We start from the raw sequence: 17587 nt of genomic DNA, 5'->3' as shown, positions 1-17587 counted from the left end.
CCAGTGTCGAGCGTGATGGCTTGCTTGTGGGGAAGAATTCTTCGTAAATGCCCCCGGTCGTTAGCCTTGCCACATTCAGTTACACGGTGTCCCGTCAGTCTTCGCGCTACCTGCTACCGGTCAGGTAGAATCCAGCCTATGTCGCGCGCAATTGCCATCCTCCTGATGCTGATCCTGCCGCTGCAGGCCTTGGCCGCAGCGCAGCGGCAGCTCGCGCATTCGGTCGGCTTCCCCTCGGAGCATATGGCGGCGCACGCCGAACATATCCCCCATCACCACGACGACGACGGGGAGATCGCGTTCGACGATTCCACAGCGTCGGCGTCACACCAACTCGACTTCGACTACGGCGCTCACTTCCAGGCGCCCCTGCCCGCGAGCCTGCTGCCGCCGCTGTCGCAGCGGACCCAGTCCGAGCCGTTGTTTCTTGGCGGCCGCATGCCCGACCCTCGGGGCAGTCCCCCCTTACGCCCGCCTCACGCGCCCGCCTGACGGCGGGGCCTTGACCTCCTGATTCCATGCCGTGGCGCAAAGGCTTGCGCCGCGCCCCGCCGCATTACCTGTGCTATCGCGATTTGCGTTGGGGATTCCATGCAGAAGTTCTTCTTTTCCATTGTTGCGTCCGCGCTGCTGATGCCGGCGGCCCATGGCCAGCCTGCGCCGGCGGATCTGCACGCGCTGTTCAATACCGCGTGGGAGCGGTCCGTGGCATTCCAGGCGACCGAAGGGCGGCGCCTGGAGGCGGCGGCCAGTCGGGTACAGGCGGATGCGCTGATCGCCGGACCACCCACACTGGGCCTGCTGCACCGGGACGACCGCTGGACCGAGAATCGGGGCCTGCGCGAGAGCGAGGTCCAGCTTGGTGTCCCGGTGTGGATGCCAGGTCAGCGCGCGGCCCGCGGCGATCTGGCTGACGCGCAGGCCGCCGAGGCCGAGGCCGGCGCCGCTCTGGCGCGGCTGAACGTCGCCGCTGAGGTGCGCGAGCGCGTCTGGCAGCTTGTGGCTGCGGAGGGTGAGCACGATGTATTACGACGCCGCGCCGAGATCGCCGCTTCCCTGCGCGACGACGTGCGGCGGCGCGTCAGCGCTGGCGACCTTGCGCGCACCGACCTGCTGCTGGCGCAGCAGGACTATTTGGCGGCACAGGGGCTGCTGGCTGACAGCGAATCCCGGCTGGTGGACGCCAGGGCGCGGCTTTTGCAAGCGACCGGCGTATCTGCCCTGCCGCAGCGGTATGACGAAGCGGCAGCGGCCGTGGGCGATCCGGCTGCCAGCGTGCCGACCCATCCGCGGTTGGAAGCAGCCCAGCGAGCCGTGCTGCGCAGCGAGCGGCAGGTGGGCTACTTGCGCAAATCGCGCCGCGATCCGCCGGAAGTTGGTGTGCTGTACCGCAGCGACCGGGCCGGCGGCGGCATGCCCAGCGACCAGACCATCGGCCTCTTCGTCAAAATCCCATTCGCAACCGACGCGCGTAATCTGCCGCGCGAGACCGCCGCGCAGACTGAACTGATGACAGCCCGGGCCGAGCTCGATCGCACTGAACGCATCGTCCGCGCTGAGATCGACGCGGCACAGGCGGCGCTGTCGCTCGCCGGGCAGCAGCTCAAGCTCACGGAAGAGCGCAGCGCTACGCTGTCCGAGCGGGCGGCACTGCTGCGCAAGACTTTCAATGCCGGTGAAATCGGCTTGCCTGAAGTGCTGCGCGCACAAAACCAGGCCCTTGAAGCCGAAGCCGACCTGGCGCGCCAGCGCGCCCGCCGCGGCATCGCCACTGCCAACCTGAACCAGGCTCTCGGAGTCCTGCCATGATCCGCCAGCTCTTTCTCACCCTGCTCTTGTCACTCGCCTGCGCCGCGCATGCCGCTCCGGGCGCCCACGGCCCCAATGGCGAACACCTCGATGCGCCCACAAGCACCGGCGCCGCGGCGAATGCCCAGCCCGGCATCGAAGCCAATACGGAGGCGTTCGAACTGGTTGGCACTCTAGCCGCGGATGAGCTGTCGGTGATGATCGACCGCTACGCCACCAACGAGCCGGTGCTGAACGGCACGCTGGAGGTCGAGTTCAACGGCATTCAGGCGCAAGGCAAGCTGCACGCCGACTTCGGCGACTACTCCTTTACCGACGAGAAACTCCTCAAGGCACTGCACCAGCCGGGCAACCATGCACTCGTGTTCACCCTTGTTGCGGGCAATGAGTCGGACCTGATCGAGGGCACTCTCAATGTTGCCGCGGACGCGCACACCCATGGCCTCGGGGCCTTCTGGCAAGCGCGCTGGCCGTGGGTCGTCTTGCTTGTGGCGGTTGTCCTGGTTGCCGCAGCCTGGGGCATAAGGCGCCGCAACATCCATAAGAAAAACTGAGGCCCGACATGCTGAAGACAACCAAATTCGCAACGATCGCCGTCGCGCTGGCTGCCTGTGCAGCCATGCCGGCACTGGCCGGGCCCGGTGCACACGGGCCCGGTGGCGAACACCTTGATGCACCGGGGGCGGTGTCCGGCAGCGGCGGCCTGGCCCGGTTGCCCGACGGTAGTGTCCAGGTGCCTAAGCTCGCGCAACGGCGCATGGGTATACGGACGACGATGCCGCAGGAAGCCTTGCACCCCGTGACCGTGGAGCTGAATGCCGTGGTGGCGATCGACCCCAATGCGGGCGGGCGGCTGCAGGCGGGACACCCGGGCTGGATCGAGCCGCCACCCGGTGGCTTCCCGGTACTCGGGCAGCGTGTCACCAAAGGCCAGGTGCTGGCCGTGCTACGGCACAAGAGCGAGCCCTTCGATATCGGCAACCAGCAGGCGCAGCTGGCCAACCTGAGCGCCAGCCTGAACCTGGCCCGGCAACGGCTGCAGCGGTTGGAATCGCTGCAGGACAGCATCCCGCGCAAGGAGATCGAAGCCGCCCGCGCCGAGGTCCAGAGCCTTTCCGGCCAGCGCGAGGCAGTGGGCAAGAGCCTGCACCTTACCAACACGCTGACCGCGCCAGCCAGTGGCGTCATCGCCACCGCCAATGTGCTGGCCGGCCAGGTAGTCGCTGCTGGCGACGTGCTGTATGAAGTGGTTGACCCGGCGCGGATGCTGATCGAGGCCAACACCGCGGATGCCTCGCTGGCAAACCGTATCCAGGCTGGTACCCTGGGTCGATCGGACGGTGGCAAGCTGGACTTCATCGGCGCCGGGCGCAGCTTGAAGAATGGCGCCGTGCCGTTGACGTTCCGGCTCACGGGCAATGCGGTGCCGCTTGCCGTCGGGCAGCCCGTAACGGTGGTGGCCACGCTGACCGATACGCTCAAGGGCATCGCGTTGCCCAGCGAGGCCCTGGTCCGCAACGCCAGCAACCTGCCGGTGGTGTGGATCAAGTCCGGCACGCAGCGCTTTATCGCCCAGCCGGTGGAGGCCCGCGTGCTGGATGCGCGCACGGTGGTCGTGGTCAAAGGCCTGTCGCCGGAGAACCGGGTGGTAGTGTCCGGGGCGGCGCTGATCAACCAGATCCGCTGAGGGGCGCGCATGTTCAACTGGATTGTTCGCGCGAGCCTAGGCAATCGGCTGCTGGTCCTTGCCGTTGCCGTCATCCTGATGGCATACGGCGCCTTCACCGCCTGGCGCACGCCGGTGGATGTCTTCCCGGACCTCAACAAGCCGCTGGTGACCGTAATCACCGAAGCTGGCGGCATGGCGCCGCAGGAAGTGGAGCTGCTGGTGTCGTTCCCGATCGAGACCGCACTGAATGGCATGCCCGGCGTCACGCGGGTCCGCTCGGTTTCGGGCGTGGGCCTGTCGATTGTCTATGCCGAATTCGACTGGGGCAGCGATATCTATCGCAACCGCCAGCTGGTGTCGGAGCGGCTGGCGCTGGTGAAAGAGCAGTTGCCCGGGGGGCTGACGCCCATTCTCGGGCCGGTGTCGTCGATCATGGGCGAGATCATGCTGATCGCCTTGCCGATCGATCCGGCCAAAGCCAGCCCGATGCAGGCGCGAGAATATGCCGACTTCGTGCTGCGGCCGCGCCTGCTGTCGGTGGCTGGCGTGTCGCAGGTCATCCCGATCGGCGGCGAGGTGCGCCAGCTTCGGGTCGAACCGGACACCGCCAGGATGGCGCAGTTTGGTGTGGCATTGCCCCAGGTGGAGAGCGCGTTGCGCGACTTCGCGGCCAATACCAGCGGTGGCTTCATCGACCTGAATGGGCGCGAATACCTGATCCGCAATCTCGGGCGCACCAACCGGCTCGACGACCTCAAGGGGCTGGCCGTTGCCTACAAGGACGGCATGCCGGTGCTGCTGGAGCAGGTGGCGGGCGTGCGTTATGCCCCGGCACTCAAGCGCGGCGACGCTGGCTTCAATGGCAAGCCGGCAGTGATCGTCAGCGTGCAGAAGCAGCCGGCGGCGGACACGGTGGGGCTGACGCGCGACCTTGAGGCCGCACTCGGGGAGCTGAAACAGGGGCTGCCGCCGGGGCTGTCCGCGCCGCAGGTGCTGTTCCGCCAGGCCGACTTCATCGAGGCCTCGATCGGCAACGTAGTCGAAGCGCTCCGCGACGGCGCCATCATGGTCACCGTCATCCTGTTCGCCTTCTTGCTGAGCGCGCGCACTACCGCGATCTCGCTGGTGGCGATTCCGCTATCGCTGGCCGTCACCGCGCTGGCCTTCCACCTGCTGGGCCAGTCGATCAACGTGATGACGCTGGGCGGCCTGGCCATTGCCATCGGCGAGCTGGTCGACGACGCCGTGGTCGACGTGGAGAACATCCTGCGCCGGCTCAGGCAGCGGGCCGGCAAGGAGAATCCGCCGTCGGTGCTTGAGGTGATCTGGCGCGCTTCGGTCGAAGTCCGCTCCGGCATCGTCTATGCCACGCTGGTGGTGGTGCTGGTGTTCGTGCCGCTGTTTGCGCTGCCGGGTATCGAAGGGCGCCTGTTCGCGCCGCTGGGCATCGCCTACATCGTGTCGATCCTGGCCTCGATGCTGGTGTCGATGACGGTGACCCCGGTGCTGTCTTATTACCTGCTGCCGCGGATGAAGCGGCTCGAGCATCCGGACAGCCCGCTGGTGGCATGGCTCAAGCGGGTCGACGGCAGGGTGCTGGACTGGTCGTTTCCGCGCGCAAAGGCGGTGCTTGCCGCGGCTGCCATCGCCGTGGCGCTGGCGGCCGCCACGGTGCCGTTCATGCCGCGCGCCTTCCTGCCGGCCTTCAACGAAGGTTCGCTGGTGATGTCGCTGATGTTCAATCCGGGCACCTCGCTGGCCGAAGCCAACCGCATGGGCGCGCTGGCGGAAACGCTGATCCGGCAGGTGCCGGAAGTGACGCAGGTCGGCCGGCGCACCGGCCGCGCCGAACTCGATGAACATGCCGAAGGCGTGCATTCCTCCGAGATCGACGTCGACCTGAAGCGCTCCGACCGCAGTCGTGAACAAGTGATGGCCGCCATCCGCGCCCAGCTTGCCAGCCTGCCTGCGTCGGTGGCGATCGGCCAGCCGATTTCGCACCGGCTGGACCACCTGCTGTCCGGGGTGCGGGCACAGATCGCGCTGAAGATCTATGGCGACGATCTCGATACGCTGCGCGGCCTGGCAGAGAATGTGCGCGGGCGACTTGCCGCCATACCGGGGCTCGTCGATATCACGGTCGAGCGTCAGGTGCTGATTCCGCAAGTCAATGTGAGGCTCGATTACCGCAAGGCCGCGCAATACGGCATTCCGGCTGGCGAGGCGCTGAAGGCGTTGCAGACCTTGTCGGACGGCACGCGGGTGACGCAGCTGATCGAGGGCGTGCGCCGCTACGACCTGGTGGTGCGGTTGCCGGATACGGGCCGTACACCGCAGGACCTGTCCCGCGTCATGCTCGATTCGCCGCGGGGCGCGGTACCGCTGTCGGCAGTCGCCACGGTCGAGGATGGCGACGGCCCGAATCAGATCGGGCGCGAGAATGGCCGCCGGCGCATCGTGGTCTATGCCAATACCGATGGCTCGGATATGTCGAAGGTCATCGGCGAGGTGCGCAGCGCGGTCGCGCGCGCCGGGCTACCCGGTGGTTATTTTGTCAGCATCGAGGGTCAGTTCCAGGCACAGGAGCAGGCGACGCAACTGATCGTGCTGCTGTCACTGGTGTCGCTGGCACTGATCTACCTGGTGCTGTATTCGCGCTATCGCTCCGCGACTCTCACGTTGATCATCATGGCGAATATCCCGCTGGCATTGATCGGCAGCGTAATCGCGATGTGGCTGGGAGGCCTGACCCTCTCTGTGGCGTCCATGGTCGGCTTCATCACGCTGACGGGTATCGCCACCCGCAACGGCATCCTGAAAGTCAGCCACTACATCAACCTGTGCCGCGTCGAAGGGGAGACCTTCGGTATCCCGATGATCGTGCGCGGGTCGCTGGAGCGGCTGACGCCAGTGCTGATGACCGCGCTGGTTGCGGCGTTCGCACTGACGCCGCTGCTGGTGTCGGCCGACGCGCCCGGCAAGGAAATCCTGCATCCGGTGGCGGTGGTGATCTTCGGCGGGCTGGTCAGCTCGACCATCCTGGATTCCGTGCTGACACCCTTGGCATTCTGGTTGTTCGGGCGCCGCCCGCTGGAACGGATTCTGTCGCAACAGCAGGGCGACGCGTACTGACTACGGGCTTTGGCAGCGACGCCCCCAAGTCGCTGCATCAACGGAGTATTCGATGAAGAAACAGATTTCAGCCATGTTGTTTGCCGGCAGCCTCGCACTGTCCGGCCTTTCCGGTCTGGCCATGGCCCACGGCGCCAAGCCCGCGCAGTACGGCGGCATCGTGCAGACCGCCAGTGACCTGCAGTTCGAGTTGGTCAACAAGGATGGCGCGGTCACCATCTATGTCGACGACCATGACCGGAAACTGCCGGTGGCCGGCGCCAGCGGCAAGCTGACGGTGCTGACCGGCGCCCAGAAGACGGAAACGGTGCTGAACCCGGGAACGGACAATGCGCTGGTGGCGGCCGACAAGTTGCAATTCAAAGCCGGCTCCAAGCTGGTCGCGACAATCAAGTTTGCCAACGGCAAGACCGTCACGGCGCGCTTTGTAGCGAAGTGACACAGTAGGAACCCCGTCGATCACACCATGGCAAGCCGGGTGCGCAGGGGCGTCGCCATCCGGTCATGGCCGGAAGTACAAAGGCGGTGACTACAAAAGATCCGGCCATCTCGGATGCAGCTCATCGATGGTGAAGGCGTGGCGGTGGCTGCGGCTGCCCGTACGCTCGCCTTCAGACAGGTGCTCCTCGAACGCCGTTCCCGCTGGGTGGCTGTGGTCGAGAATATCGTGGTCTGCGGCCGGCCACATCCGCCAGCCAATCCCCACGCCAAGGAGGGTCAGCGCAGCGAGGACGGCAAAGGTCGGCGCCATGCCCAGTCTCGCACCAAGCTGCCCGGCCAGCGGGTATGTGACCAGCCAGCATGCATGCGACAGGGAAAACTGCGCCGCGAAGACTGCCGGCCGGTTGGCCGAACTTGCCGAGCGCCGCAGCAAGCGTCCGCTGGGCGTCAGCGTCATCGAATAACCTATGCCGATCGTGAACCAGGCAGCGAGGAATGCGGGCCATTCGGCCGATCCTCCCAGCTCCGCGATTGCGATGCCCGCCAGCAAGCCCAGCGCCATGACCGAAGCACCGGTCAGCATGGCGGGCCTGTCGGGCCGCTTGTCGAGGTACTTTGGCAGCAGCAGCGCCACGAGCATCGATCCGCATCCGAACGCGGCCAATGCAATCGGAACGTCGGTGGCAGGCCGCTGCATCTTGCTTTGCACGTAGACGACGGTATTCACGATGACCATCGAACCCGCCGCCGCAGCGGCAAGGTTCAGCGCAAGCAGGCCACGCAGGCGCGGCGTCCGAAGATAGATCGACATGCCATGGGTTGTCTTGGCGAAGATGCCGCCCGATCGCTCGACTGCCCGTGACTGAGGCAGTCGCACGGATACCACCAGCGCAGCCGAAACCAGGAAGCCGATGACGGTGCCGGCAAACAGCCAGTGGAAACCGATCACCGTCAACAGCGCGGCGGCCAGCGCAGGGCTGGCAAGGTTTTCCAGGTCATAGGCCAGCCGCGACAACGACAATGCGCGGGTGTAGTCCTTCTCGTCGGGTAGCACGTCGGGGATCGTCGCCTGGAACGTGGGGGTAAACGCCGCCGACGCCGACTGGAGCAGGAAAATGAGCAGATAGATCTGCCAGGCTTCGGTCACGAACGGTAGCGAGACCGCGACACCGGCACGGACCAGGTCCATCGACACCAGGAACGCGCGGCGGGGCAGCCGGTTCGCGTACGCACCGATGACCGGGGCAACACCGACATAGGCGACCATCTTGATGGCAAGCGCTGTGCCGAGAACGGTGCCGGCGTTCGCGCCAGCCAGATCATAAGCGAGCAACCCCAGCGCCACTGTTGCCAGTCCCGTCCCGACGAGTGCGATGACCTGCGCAAGGAACAAGTGCCGGTAGGTGCGATTGGTCAGGACATCCAGCATAACGGTGACGTTTATAGATACTTGCTGATGGACTTGAACTCGCGCAACGCCTCGTCCGCAGTGCGGGTACCGGCGCGAATCGCATCGTCGAGGCAATGGTCGATATGGTCATGGACCAGCGTTTTCTTGGCGCTTGCCACGGCGGATTCGACTGCCTGCAGCTGCTGCGCGACCTCCACGCACGGCCGCTGTTCTTCAAGCATGCCGATGATGCGCCTCAGGTGGCCTTCGGCGCGCTTCAGGCGCTTGATGATATCGGGGTGCGTGGCATGCATCGACATAACTTCTCCTATCCTGGGGGGGAGGATAGCATGATGGCTGTCGCTCCGGTGAAGCCAGTGCTCCTGGTCATCCGTTCGGCCTTCACCATGGATCGGACAGTTCAGCGCCGCGACAACGACGATTGCGGCCAGTACTGCTGTGATCCAGTCCGGCAAGTCCACATCCCGCTCTGGCCGGTCAGTTGAGTGGCTTGACCCGACGGAACGCGCGCAGCATCGCGAGGTCGTAGGCGATCTTCAGCAGGCCGCAGGCGACCAGCGGCGTGCTGGCATAGCCGCACGCCATCAATGCGGCGGCGAGCGCGGGACTGAGTGCCGCAGCCAGGCTGCGCGGCACGGCGGTCAGGCTTGCGGCCGCCGCCCGTTCCGGCGGGGTCACAACCGCCATCACATAAGCCGTCCGTGTCGGCACATCCATCTGCGACAGCGCGCTGCGAGCAAGCAGCAAGGACAGGCTAAGCGTCAGCGTGGGCGCGAAGGCGGCGGCAATCAGGCACAGGCTGGACGGGATATGCGTAAATACCATCGTGTTGAGCAGGCCGATCTTTCGCGCCAGCGGCACCGCGGCGAGTTGCGAGAACGTCGTCAGTATTCCTGCGAGGAAGAAGAACTGGCCGGTCGCGGCAGGACTCAGGCCGAACCGCTGCATCAGCCACAGCGACAGGAGCGAATTGACCACGAGCCCGCCCGCGAACGCGTCCACGCTGAACAGCATCGCCAGGCGCAATACGATCGGACGGGACGGACCCAATGGTGTGGTCGCCGTGGTTGCCGACCCACATGGCTGCGTGGCAGGTACGCGCGCATAGAGACGCCACAGCAGCAGTCCTATGATTCCGTAGAAAACGAACATCAGGCGCATCGCATCGAGCGGGGACAGCCGGGATTGCTCGGCCAGCCATGCCGGAATCGCCGCTGCTAGTGCCCCTAAAGCGGAGGAAAATGCGCCGACCAGGCCGTAGCGGGCGAACAGCGCCGTCCGGGTGTCAGGCGATGCTGATTCCGCCAGGCGCGCGTGCTCCAAGGGCAGGAAGATACTGACATCGCCGGAGCCAGGGTTAAGCGTGCCGACGAATGCGATGACCAGAAGCGGCCACAGCGTGGAGAAGCCAGCAAAGCCGAGGCCGGTCGCAAACATCATGGCCGCCGCCAGCATCAGCAAGCGGCGTTGCGGGTAGCGGTGCCCGGCGATCCCGATCAGAATGGTGGCGAGGGCAGAGCCGATCAGGGTCGCGCTGCTTATGAGCCCAACGGCCAGCGAGTCGAAGCGAAGGGCCAGCAGGTAGGACGGCAACAGCACGGCAATATAGCCATCACAGATACCACGCAGCGCACGGCCAGCAAGCAGCGGCAGGGCGTCGGGGCGAACACCGGATGGCAGCGTGATGCGTTCGAGCCAGCTACTGCTGGCGGTGGGGGGGTGGTCCTTATGTACTGCCACGGCGAGCCTGACTTGTCGATCTGGCATCGAGGCCAGTTGGCGAGGGCGGACTGCTATGTATGTTGCAGCCTGACATGGTGCCTGCCGCCTTATCCGGTGTTGTTACTGCCAGACGAGATGGCAGCAAAGAGGGTTACGCTGTCGGCCCTGGTCCAGACGCCGATGGCACCGGCACCCGGGATATGCTCGTCCGAGGTGTCGATGTGCAGCTTGCCATCCAGCGCCGGTTTCGCCCGTAGCCGGAAATTGCAGCCGCCGTGACGCCATCGACGAAGGCCAGGATGGCCGGCAGTTTTCCGTACTTCTTGAAGTAAGGGGCCGGCCATACCGTGAACAGGTAGCACGGCAGGAAGGTCGCCAGGGCCGCTACGCAGGCGCCGGGCAGCCCGGCCACCAGGTAGCCGATAAAGCCGACCGTGATCACGACGGGGCCGGGCGTGATCATGGCCACGGCCACCGCATCGACGAATTGCTTTTCGTTAAGCCATTGGTATTCCGTCACCACGCCACCGTAAAGGAAGGGCACGATGGCAAGACCCGGCCAAAGACGAAGGCGCCGGCCTTGGCGAAGAAAACACCGATCTGGGTCAGCAGCGGCCAGTCCAGCGTGCTGAGCAGACCGCTGGCGGCCGGCCGATCAGCGTGGCACCGAGGATGCGGTAGTGCACGTAGCCGAGATAAATCGCCAGTTGCGCCAGCGCGATGCCTTCCTTGTAGTCGCCCTCTGCGATCCATCCCCGCCGCTCGACCAGGTCGCGATGCATATAGCCGGCCAACGCGACCGGCCCGCCAAAGCCGAAGGTGCCAAGGCGGAGGAAATAGAGCACGAGTCTGCCAAAGAGTATAGGCAGGCCGTTCCGAGACTTCCGGTGGTGCTATACCGGCTTGCTGCATGCGACTCATGGCGGGTTGAAAATGGAAATCAAGTCTTCTTGTTGGCCGAGAAGTGCGCGTAAAGTGAATCCAGCAACCGTGCCGATTTCCGCCAGCAGCGCGTCATCATCCTTCAGGCGGGCCCGTGCGCCGGCCAGTACGGCTTCAAAGCCGCTGGCTTCCGGCACCGAAATGCCGCAAATGTCGAGCGCATGCACCATGGTGCCAAGCCGGCTGAGCCCGTGGTCGGATTCGAGGCCGAAGCCGCGGCATCCCAAAAAAACATAGGAGACAACCATGCGGATCAAGCAAGCAGAGGTCTCTTCGCCACATCGGGCTACGCCCATGCGGAATATCCAGTCCATCTCCGATTCCCGGCCCCCGCCGCCAGGACAGCCAATTCCAGCGCCCTACAACACGGCTTACCGCACCCACAAAAAGATTCACTTCACTTCCCCCTTCCCGTCATAGAAGATTCCCCAGCATCTCCATCGCCGGCCTGAATCCGCACGCGGCCGGGCGATTGTCCAGTCAACCGGGAGTTCACCATGGCACGCATACCGGCCCTGACCCTGCTCGTCATCGCGCTGGCGGCCTGCAGCAGCACGCCGCCCGCGCCGCCACCCGCGACGCCTGCAACATCGGCCGCCTCCGCCGCGGCACCGGCGCAGGCACAGGCGAAGCCCCAGCCGAACGCTGTCGACCCCGCAACGATCCAGGCGCTCAACGACATGGGCAAGTACCTGCAGTCGCTGCGCCAGTTCGAGGTGTTTATCGACCTGTCTGGCGAACGGGTGCTGCAGGACGGCCAGAAGCTGCAGCACACCGCCACCGCGGACCTGGATGTGCAGCGGCCGGACCGGCTGCGCGCGCTGATGCGCAGCGCGCGCTCGCAGCGCGACCTGATCTATGACGGCAAGAAGGTCACGCTCTATTCCCCGACGCAGAAGGCATACTCGCAGGCCGAATTCAGCGACAACCTGGGCGTGCTGGCGCAGCGGCTGCGCGAACGCTTCGGCGTGGAAATCCCCTCGGCCGACCTGTTCCTGTGGGGCACGCCCGCGGCGCCGGTGGACAACATCGAATCGGCGATGAATGCCGGGCAGGACATCGTTGGCGGCGAGCTGTGCGATCACTATGCCTTCCGCCAGGGGCAGCTCGACTGGCAGATCTGGATCGCCGCCGGCAACCGTCCGGTGCCGCGCAAGCTCGTCATCACCAACCGGTCCGACGAGGCCAGGCCGCAATCGGTCACGCTGTACAAGTGGAACCTGAATCCGAAATTCAGCAATTCAGCGTTCGCCTTCACGCCGCCCAAGGACGCCAGGAAGGCGGAGTTCGTTCCCCTGAAGGCCACCCGGTAACGGGGCCATGGACAAAAGGAGCATTGCCATGAGCTACACATTCGCAAAGCCGCTCGCGGTGTGCACGGCCGCGCTCATGCTGGTGGCGTCCGGCTGGACATCGGTGGCCGAGGCCGCCCGCGGCGACAGGGGGGGCGGACATGCCGCTGCCGGCGGACATGCCGCGGGCGGGCAGCGCGCCGCTGCCGGCGGCGCCAGCCGCGAAACGCGGCAGGTGAACAACCAGCGTGCCGACGCGCGCACCAACAATGTCCGCAACACCAGCGTCAACAACGTCAACGCCAGCCGCGACGTCAACGTCAATACGAGCCGCAACGTCAACGTGAACGTCGAAAATGGCGGCTGCTGCGGCTGGGACAACGATTACCACCCGGTGGCGACGGCCGCCGCGGTGACGGCCACCGTCGCCGTCACGTCGGCGGTGGTGGGATCCATGGTGCGCACGGTCCCGCCGAGCTGCGTGCCGGTCAACTACGGCGGCATGGTCTACCAGCAGTGCGGCAGTACCTGGTACATGCCGCAGGGCGCGCAGTACGTCGTGGTCAATCCTCCGTACTGATGGCGCGCTTACCCGTGGCGCCGCTGCAGGTCATGGAATGACAGCAGTTCGCCCGCCATCGCACTGGCGGCCACGGTGGGCGGGCTGGCCAGCCACACCTGCCCGGGCCCCGAGCGCCCGGGGAAATTCCGGTTGATCGAACTCACCGTCACCTGCTCGGCCCGTTCCGACGAACCCGGGCCACAGTTGGCGCACGCCCCGCACGACGGTTGCAAGATGCGCGCGCCGACCGCATGGAACGTCTCCATGTAGCCCTGGCGGATGCAATAGTCCCGCACGTCGGTGGTGCCGAACTGCAGGTAGAGCGTGACATGCGAAGGCAGCCGCAGGCCGCGCTGCACCGCCCAGTGCAGCACCTCGTGGTACAGGTCGAAATCCTCGCGCTTGCCGGCGGTGCAGGAGCCGCCATAGGCGATATCCACCCGCACGCGCTGGTCCAGCGTGGCCAGCGGCAGGCCGTTGCCGGGATCGCCGGGGCGCGCCACCATCGGGCCGAGCGTGCCGCAGTCGAGTTCGATGGTGGCCGCGAAGGCGGCATCGTCGTCGCTGCGCATCCACGGCTCGATCACGAGATCAATGCCGCGGCGCTCCCTGAGGAAGCGCACGGTCTGCGCATCCGGCGCGACGATGCCGGTGAAGCCACCCAGCTCGGCGCACATATTGGTCAGCGTGGCGCGTTCGTCGATGGACATCGCGCGCACGGCGGGGCCGGTGAACTCGAACACCTTGCCGACGCCGGCGCCTGCCTTGATCTCGGCCCGCGCCAGCAGATGCAGCACGACATCCTTGGCCGTGACGCCCGGCGCAAGCGCACCGTGGAGCGCGACGCGGATGCCCTGCGGCATGGTCATGCGGACCGCACCCGTCACGAACGCATTGGCCATGTCGGTGGTGCCGACGCCGAAGGCCACGCAGCCGAGCGCGCCGCTATGCGGGGTGTGCGAGTCGGTGCCCACCACGACCTGTCCCGGCAGCGCATAGCGCTCGGCCATCATCGCGTGCGAGATGCCCGCGGCATGGCTGCCGTCGTCGCTGCCGTCGCCGCTGAGTGAGGCTTCCTCCGTCAGCGTGCGGTGGCACCGCAGCCGGTAGGCGTCGACGAACTCCCGCTGCGCCGCGCACATCCGCGCAATGTTGTCGACCAGCCCGCCACGCACATGCGCGGGGCTTTCATTGACGTAGGAGGTATGGTCCTCGAATACCACGATGCGATCGGCATCCTTGAGCCGCAGCGGCTTGCCGAACGTGGCGTGCAGCATGTGGGCGCACATGCCGGTGTAGTACTCGTGGATAAAGCGCCAGTCTGCGCGCACGAAGATGCCGTCGCCCGGTTGCGGGCCCGCCGGGGATACGGGCGTCACGGGCGTCGTCAGCAGGTGGCGGTGGACGATCTTCTCGAACAGGGTTTGCGGCGCCGCGGGCGGCGTCGCTGGTGCCGGTTCGACCTTGCCCAGGTATTGCTGGCCGAACTTCAGCAGCCCGCCGCTCAGCAGGATGGCGGCGGCCAGCGCGTCGCGCCCGGCCACCAGCGTTTCCGCGGCGATCGGCTCGCCGGCCTGCAGGCGCGCGAGCAGGCCGAAGTCGGTCGAGGTGAACAGGCCGATGTTGTCGGCGTTCTGGCGGTAGATGCGCTCGAAGCTGCGCGCGATCACCAGCCGGATGCCGGCGAGCTTTTCTGCCGCCGGGCTATGCTCGCGCGACGATCCCTTGCCGTAGCGGTTGCCCGCGACCGTCACCGAGAAGCCGCCCTCGCGGATCGCGCCGGGCGCGACCGGGCAGGTGCCGCCGACCTTGCAGCCGGTATAGGGATAGCGGCCGAGCTTGTCGTCGTAGTGCGTCAGGATCGGCACCGGCGTGATCTCGTCGGTGGACACGTCGTCGCGCAAGGGCCCGGCTTGCTCAAGCGTGAGCGCCTCGCCGTGCAGCTGGCGCGCCATGGCATCCGCCGAGTCGGCGAGGAACAGGATGCGGCCTGGGAAATCGGGGGCGCTCATGCGGGTCTCCAGTGGCATATTGGCGGCACTTTACTGGCTGCATCGCGCCGGCACGAAGCGCTGATCCGGCATGTCTGCTATCTGCCGGGGGCATATCAGGGTTAACCCACGTGTCCTGTGGTGCATGCGGCAGGCATGTGCGCAGGCGTTAGTATCTAACGACACGCGACACGCCCGGCATCCTGAAGACCATGCACCGCATCGACCCCGTCAATATCCAACTGTTCCTCGCCGCGGCACGCGAAGGCTCGATCAAGCGCGCGGCGGAAACCGAACACATTGCGCAGTCGGCGCTGAGCCGGCGCATCGCCGAACTGGAGCGCAGCCTCGGCGTGGTGCTGTTCGTGCGATCGCCCGCCGGCGTGGTGCTGACCGATGCCGGCGCCCGCGCGCTCGAACTGGGCCGCAAGCTCAACGAAGACATCGCCAGCTTTGCGCGCGAAGTGCAGGATCTTGGCGACCAGGTTGCCGGCGTGGTGCGCGTGTCGGCCAGTCCGTCGGCCATCATCGGATTCCTGCCGGAGCGGCTGCATGCGTTCAAGGCGGCGCATCCGCTGGTCGAGATCGCGCTGTACGAACGCTCCACCGCCGAATCGATCCGCGCCTGCCTCGATGACCGCGTCGACATCGGCATCGGCGTCGCGGCCAAGACGCCTGGTGGGCTGGAGTCGTGGCCGTTCGCCAGCGATCCGCTCAATGTGGTGCTGCCGTCGTCGCACCGGCTGGCGCGGCGCAAGCGCATCCGCTATGCCGAAGTGCTGGAGCATCCCCTGGTGGTGGTGCAGCCTGGCGGCGCGCTCGACCAGGAGCTGCGCGAACAGGCGGCGAACCTGCGCCTGCCGTTCAACCAGAGCGTGACGGTGTCGAGCTTCGAAGCCGCATGCCGCATGGTCGAGGCCGGCCTGGGCATCGCCGTGCTGCCGGCCAGCGCCGGCGCGGCCTATGCCGGCACGCGCGGCTTTGTGCGCGCGCCGCTCGACGAGCCGTGGCGCGAGCGGCAGCTGCTGATCTATGCGCCCTACAAGCAACCACGGCTGCGCGCGATCGCGGCCATGATCCGCGCGCTCCAGCCAGGCACCGCCGAGGCTATGCCAGCCTGAGATATCCGGTCCAGCGGATTAGCACTCTGCCGTGCAGCGGCGCAGCCCTACACTCCGACCCAAGGCCACCGCCCACGGTGCGATTTCAATAAACGGAGACAAGGAATGCGGACAACGCTGTTTCGGCGGGCGCGCCATGCGCTTGCGGGCATCACCACACTGGCCGTGCTGGGCGGCCTGCCTGGCGCGGTCAATGCGCAGGAAACCAGGCCGGTCAGGCTGATCGTGCCGACCCAGCCGGGATCGCAGGCCGACGCCGTGGCGCGCGCGCTGAGCCAGCCGCTGGGCAAGCACCTGGGCCAGTCGGTGGTGGTCGAGAATATCGCCGGTGCCGGCGGCGTGCCGGGCACGCAGCAGATCGTCAGGGCGCCGAAAGACGGGTCGACGCTGGGCCTGATCTCGTCGAACCACGTGATCAACCCGTTTATCTACAAGAACCTGCCCTACGACTCGCTCAAGGACATCACGCCGATCACGGTGATCGGCACGCTGCCGCTGGTGCTGGTCGTCAATCCTTCGGTCAACGCGCAAAACACCCGCGAACTGGTCGCGCTGCTCAAGTCGAAGCCGGGCGAACTCAACTATGGCTCGTCTGGCAACGGCACGGTGCTGCATCTGGCCGGCCAGCTGTTTGCCAGCGAAGCGAAGGTCGATATCCGGCATGTGCCCTACAAGGGCTCCGGCAACTACACCACGGACCTGGTCGGCGGCCAGGTACAGGTCGGCTTCCTGACGGTGCAGGCGGTGCTGCCGCTGCTCAAGGCCGGCAAGCTGAAGGCCATCGCCGTCTCGACCGCGCAGCGCGTGCCGGCGCTGCCGGAGGTGCCGACGCTGGCGGAGTCCGGCCTGCCGCGCTACAGCTTCGATGCCTGGCTGGCGATCGTGGGTCCGGCGGGCTTGCCGAAGGCCAATGTATCGGCGCTGCAGTCCAGGATCCAGGCCACGCTGCAGGAGCGCGAGGTGCAGGAGCATCTGGCGGGGCAGGGCGTGGTCGTGGCGGCCACCGGTGCCGACGCGGCCGTGCCGTTCTTCCGCAGCGAGCTGGACAAGCATGCAAGGATCGTCAAGCAGGCGGGGGCGACGCTGAACTAACAGGCTGCTGAAATACCGGCAGTGGACGTCAGCGCGACGACTTGCTGAATCGTTAATCTGAGGACTCCTTACAACCCCACATTCATGCGCGGCGCTGACACCTTCACCGAAAGTTTGTTCACCATGCGGCGGCTGGAAGATTTCGTGCCGAAGTCCCACCCCTTGCGCTCGATCCGCACCATGGCGAACCAGGCGCTGGCGAAGATGGATCGGCTGTTCGCGCAAATGTACGAGGCCGATATCAAGGGTGGTCGGCCCAGCATCGCGCCGGAGAAGTTGCTGCGGGCCATGCTGCTGCAGGTGCTCTACAGCGTCCGGTCGGAGCGCCAGCTCATGGAACAGACGCACTACAACTTGCTGTTTCGCTGGTTCATTGGCCTGGCGATGGATGATGTGGTCTGGG

15 protein-coding genes and 2 pseudogenes are annotated in these 17587 nt (G+C 66.2%); 11 read left to right on the top strand and 6 right to left on the bottom strand.

What is annotated here, in order from left to right; translation table 11 throughout:
• The first annotated feature begins 138 nt into the window (after positions 1 to 138).
• The 6 genes from J8I34_RS12530 to J8I34_RS12505 all read left to right on the top strand — a co-directional run bounded on the left by J8I34_RS12530 (position 139) and on the right by J8I34_RS12505 (position 7049).
• Positions 139 to 492 (top strand): hypothetical protein, encoded by a 354-nt coding sequence (locus J8I34_RS12530; RefSeq protein WP_029044636.1) that lies wholly within the window; start codon positions 139 to 141, stop codon positions 490 to 492.
• Between the two features lie 99 nt (positions 493 to 591).
• A complete protein-coding gene (locus tag J8I34_RS12525; protein WP_209770084.1) occupies positions 592 to 1809 on the top strand; it encodes a TolC family protein in 1218 nt (405 codons plus the stop codon).
• Complete coding sequence (locus J8I34_RS12520) at positions 1806 to 2363, top strand: hypothetical protein (RefSeq protein ID WP_209806171.1); 558 nt, start codon at positions 1806 to 1808, stop codon at positions 2361 to 2363. The genes J8I34_RS12525 and J8I34_RS12520 overlap by 4 nt, the downstream gene beginning before the upstream one ends.
• A gap of 8 nt (positions 2364 to 2371) precedes the next feature.
• On the top strand, positions 2372 to 3496 hold the full coding sequence (locus tag J8I34_RS12515) for an efflux RND transporter periplasmic adaptor subunit (protein WP_209770086.1): 1125 nt from the start codon (positions 2372 to 2374) through the stop codon (positions 3494 to 3496).
• Between the two features lie 9 nt (positions 3497 to 3505).
• The gene (locus J8I34_RS12510) at positions 3506 to 6610 is read left to right on the top strand and encodes an efflux RND transporter permease subunit (RefSeq protein ID WP_209806170.1); all 3105 of its coding nucleotides are present in this window, start codon (positions 3506 to 3508) and stop codon (positions 6608 to 6610) included.
• 52 nt (positions 6611 to 6662) lie between these two features.
• A complete protein-coding gene (locus J8I34_RS12505) occupies positions 6663 to 7049 on the top strand; it encodes a hypothetical protein (protein ID WP_029044631.1) in 387 nt (128 codons plus the stop codon).
• Between the two features lie 90 nt (positions 7050 to 7139).
• On the opposite strand, the gene J8I34_RS12500 is transcribed toward J8I34_RS12505, so the two are convergent.
• The 5 genes and pseudogenes from J8I34_RS12500 to J8I34_RS12480 form a co-directional block, all read right to left on the bottom strand.
• The gene (locus J8I34_RS12500; RefSeq protein WP_029044630.1) at positions 7140 to 8480 is read right to left on the bottom strand and encodes an MFS transporter; all 1341 of its coding nucleotides are present in this window, start codon (positions 8478 to 8480) and stop codon (positions 7140 to 7142) included.
• A gap of 11 nt (positions 8481 to 8491) precedes the next feature.
• Positions 8492 to 8917, bottom strand: a complete 426-nt coding sequence (locus J8I34_RS35735; RefSeq protein ID WP_500784427.1) for a metal-sensing transcriptional repressor — start codon at positions 8915 to 8917, stop codon at positions 8492 to 8494.
• A gap of 22 nt (positions 8918 to 8939) precedes the next feature.
• Positions 8940 to 10229, bottom strand: a complete 1290-nt coding sequence (locus J8I34_RS12490; protein WP_051320269.1) for an MFS transporter — start codon at positions 10227 to 10229, stop codon at positions 8940 to 8942.
• A 217-nt stretch (positions 10230 to 10446) separates the two neighbouring features.
• Positions 10447 to 11105 (bottom strand): annotated as a pseudogene (locus tag J8I34_RS12485) (chromate transporter); the annotation flags it as partial.
• A 19-nt stretch (positions 11106 to 11124) separates the two neighbouring features.
• Positions 11125 to 11338: pseudogene (locus J8I34_RS12480) on the bottom strand (chromate resistance protein ChrB domain-containing protein); the annotation flags it as partial.
• Between the two features lie 285 nt (positions 11339 to 11623).
• Between J8I34_RS12480 and J8I34_RS12475 the strand changes: the two are divergent.
• Both J8I34_RS12475 and J8I34_RS12470 read left to right on the top strand, forming a co-directional pair.
• Complete coding sequence (locus J8I34_RS12475; RefSeq protein ID WP_209770107.1) at positions 11624 to 12439, top strand: DUF2092 domain-containing protein; 816 nt, start codon at positions 11624 to 11626, stop codon at positions 12437 to 12439.
• 28 nt (positions 12440 to 12467) lie between these two features.
• Positions 12468 to 12998 (top strand): hypothetical protein, encoded by a 531-nt coding sequence (locus J8I34_RS12470; protein WP_029044623.1) that lies wholly within the window; start codon positions 12468 to 12470, stop codon positions 12996 to 12998.
• A gap of 8 nt (positions 12999 to 13006) precedes the next feature.
• Here the strand turns inward: J8I34_RS12470 and J8I34_RS12465 are convergent, their stop codons facing one another.
• A complete protein-coding gene (locus tag J8I34_RS12465; RefSeq protein ID WP_209806169.1) occupies positions 13007 to 14992 on the bottom strand; it encodes an aconitase family protein in 1986 nt (661 codons plus the stop codon).
• 191 nt (positions 14993 to 15183) lie between these two features.
• Here J8I34_RS12465 and J8I34_RS12460 point away from each other — a divergent pair, with 191 nt between their 5' ends.
• The 3 genes from J8I34_RS12460 to J8I34_RS12450 form a co-directional block, all read left to right on the top strand.
• Complete coding sequence (locus tag J8I34_RS12460; RefSeq protein ID WP_209806168.1) at positions 15184 to 16092, top strand: LysR family transcriptional regulator; 909 nt, start codon at positions 15184 to 15186, stop codon at positions 16090 to 16092.
• 105 nt (positions 16093 to 16197) lie between these two features.
• Positions 16198 to 17184: a Bug family tripartite tricarboxylate transporter substrate binding protein gene (locus tag J8I34_RS12455; RefSeq protein ID WP_029044620.1), complete on the top strand. Its 987-nt coding sequence runs from the start codon at positions 16198 to 16200 to the stop codon at positions 17182 to 17184.
• An 84-nt stretch (positions 17185 to 17268) separates the two neighbouring features.
• A partial coding sequence (locus J8I34_RS12450; RefSeq protein ID WP_209806167.1) for a transposase occupies positions 17269 to 17587 on the top strand: 319 nt, incomplete at its 3' end.

Origin of the sequence: Cupriavidus phytohabitans, from assembly GCF_017815025.1 — a bacterium.
Lineage (GTDB): Bacteria > Pseudomonadota > Gammaproteobacteria > Burkholderiales > Burkholderiaceae > Cupriavidus.
The sequence above is the reverse complement of the archived record's forward strand: the minus strand, read 5'-3'. Positions and strand labels throughout refer to the sequence as shown.

What these genes read in the sequence shown, in the direction of transcription:
- J8I34_RS12455 (WP_029044620.1), top strand. Translation starts at nt 16,198, where the DNA reads ATGCGGACAACGCTGTTTCGGCGGGCGCGCCATGCGCTTGCGGGCATC.
- J8I34_RS12490 (WP_051320269.1), bottom strand. Translation starts at nt 10,229, where the DNA reads ATGCCAGATCGACAAGTCAGGCTCGCCGTGGCAGTACATAAGGACCAC.
- J8I34_RS12470 (WP_029044623.1), top strand. Translation starts at nt 12,468, where the DNA reads ATGAGCTACACATTCGCAAAGCCGCTCGCGGTGTGCACGGCCGCGCTC.
- J8I34_RS12475 (WP_209770107.1), top strand. Translation starts at nt 11,624, where the DNA reads ATGGCACGCATACCGGCCCTGACCCTGCTCGTCATCGCGCTGGCGGCC.
- J8I34_RS12500 (WP_029044630.1), bottom strand. Translation starts at nt 8,480, where the DNA reads ATGCTGGATGTCCTGACCAATCGCACCTACCGGCACTTGTTCCTTGCG.
- J8I34_RS12510 (WP_209806170.1), top strand. Translation starts at nt 3,506, where the DNA reads ATGTTCAACTGGATTGTTCGCGCGAGCCTAGGCAATCGGCTGCTGGTC.
- J8I34_RS12520 (WP_209806171.1), top strand. Translation starts at nt 1,806, where the DNA reads ATGATCCGCCAGCTCTTTCTCACCCTGCTCTTGTCACTCGCCTGCGCC.
- J8I34_RS12465 (WP_209806169.1), bottom strand. Translation starts at nt 14,992, where the DNA reads ATGAGCGCCCCCGATTTCCCAGGCCGCATCCTGTTCCTCGCCGACTCG.
- J8I34_RS12530 (WP_029044636.1), top strand. Translation starts at nt 139, where the DNA reads ATGTCGCGCGCAATTGCCATCCTCCTGATGCTGATCCTGCCGCTGCAG.
- J8I34_RS12515 (WP_209770086.1), top strand. Translation starts at nt 2,372, where the DNA reads ATGCTGAAGACAACCAAATTCGCAACGATCGCCGTCGCGCTGGCTGCC.
- J8I34_RS12460 (WP_209806168.1), top strand. Translation starts at nt 15,184, where the DNA reads ATGCACCGCATCGACCCCGTCAATATCCAACTGTTCCTCGCCGCGGCA.
- J8I34_RS12505 (WP_029044631.1), top strand. Translation starts at nt 6,663, where the DNA reads ATGAAGAAACAGATTTCAGCCATGTTGTTTGCCGGCAGCCTCGCACTG.
- J8I34_RS12525 (WP_209770084.1), top strand. Translation starts at nt 592, where the DNA reads ATGCAGAAGTTCTTCTTTTCCATTGTTGCGTCCGCGCTGCTGATGCCG.